Annotated in this window: 1 tRNA gene and 2 pseudogenes; 2 read left to right on the top strand and 1 reads right to left on the bottom strand. The window is 48.9% G+C overall.

What is annotated here, in order from left to right:
- A pseudogene (locus QUB70_RS32540) lies at positions 1–203 on the bottom strand (photosystem II q(b) protein); the annotation flags it as partial.
- A gap of 261 nt (positions 204–464) precedes the next feature.
- On the opposite strand from QUB70_RS32540, the pseudogene QUB70_RS32535 reads away from it, so the two are divergent.
- Together QUB70_RS32535 and QUB70_RS32530 are read left to right on the top strand one after the other, a co-directional pair.
- Positions 465–709: pseudogene (locus QUB70_RS32535) on the top strand (M42 family peptidase); the annotation flags it as partial.
- A gap of 84 nt (positions 710–793) precedes the next feature.
- Positions 794–866 (top strand) — tRNA-Glu (locus QUB70_RS32530).
- The last annotated feature ends 314 nt before the right edge of the window (positions 867–1,180 follow it).

Here is a 1,180-nt window from a genome sequence, read left to right as displayed (position 1 = left end):
GCTACTGGTTCGCGGATGCCGTCGATGTCCACTGGAGGGGCTGCGATGAAGGCGATGATGTAGCAGATGGTGGCGCTCAAGAGTGTTGGGATCATCAAGACGCCGAACCAACCTACATAAATGCGGTTGTCGGTGGATGTGACCCAGTTGCAAAATTGCGACCACAGATTGGCGCTTTCGCGCTGCTGTAAGGTTGTTGTCATTTGTTTATGATTGCTTTATTGATTTGTCAATGTTCGGATGATGTTTCTATTATTAACGGTATTGTTAAGGTTTGTAAAGGGGCGTAACGACAGTTAAACTGATGACTGCGATTAGGAAGGCTGATGAGCGTGACTCCCTTAACTCGTTAATCGCCCGGAAACCCATACCATTGACGTACATTTTTAGGCATTCCCGTTTAACAGTCCCAAGGCCTCACTCTATCAGTGGGGTCTTAAAGTCTGGCTACTATCAACTAGAGTGAAGGATTGAACGGGGAATTGCGCGCAGCAGCCACAGCAGGGGGTGTAAAGGTGCAGTTGGTGCCAATTAGCGGTTTTAGTAGCGACGCTTCGATCGCCATGAAGTTGGGCCAGGTCCCCCGCGCCGCTTGTTTGGGCTTCCCCACCCAGAACACCCGTGGGGGTTCGAGATTGCTCGCTTGGGGGCGATCGGCAATTGCGCCAGCATCATCAAAGCCTACTGCGAGCAGCTTTGGGACGACTAGAAAAAAAACTTTCGCAAAGTAGTTGACAGATTGGGAAAGATTAGTTAAGGTAATAAAGGTGCGGAACACAAGCAAACGCAACGCGCCCCCATCGTCTAGAGGCCTAGGACACATCCCTTTCACGGATGCGACGGGGATTCGAATTCCCCTGGGGGTATTGAAAATTTAACTCTGATATCAAAGTGATATCTAGCAAATGTAGGGTGGGCATATTGTCCGCCCTAATTGCTAGGTATCATTTTTGCTTTTGGGGTTATATCAATTCCGGTTACACTCAGACATGATATAGAGGACACGGCGAGTGCCGTGTCGAAAGCTGTGAGTAATATTAATAATTCCGATGCTACCGGATTTGATTTCAGGGGGCGACAATCGCGCCCTGAAGTTTATCAGTCAATACGCTTGGGTTAAGGAAAATTGTAGCGAAAATGTTGGGCGGAGTGAAACGGAGGGTTCGTTCACTCGTGCCCA

The sequence above is a fragment of the Microcoleus sp. A003_D6 genome, from assembly GCF_036702825.1.
In the GTDB taxonomy this organism is placed as follows: domain Bacteria; phylum Cyanobacteriota; class Cyanobacteriia; order Cyanobacteriales; family Microcoleaceae; genus Microcoleus.
This window is presented reverse-complemented; position numbering and strand designations above follow the sequence as displayed.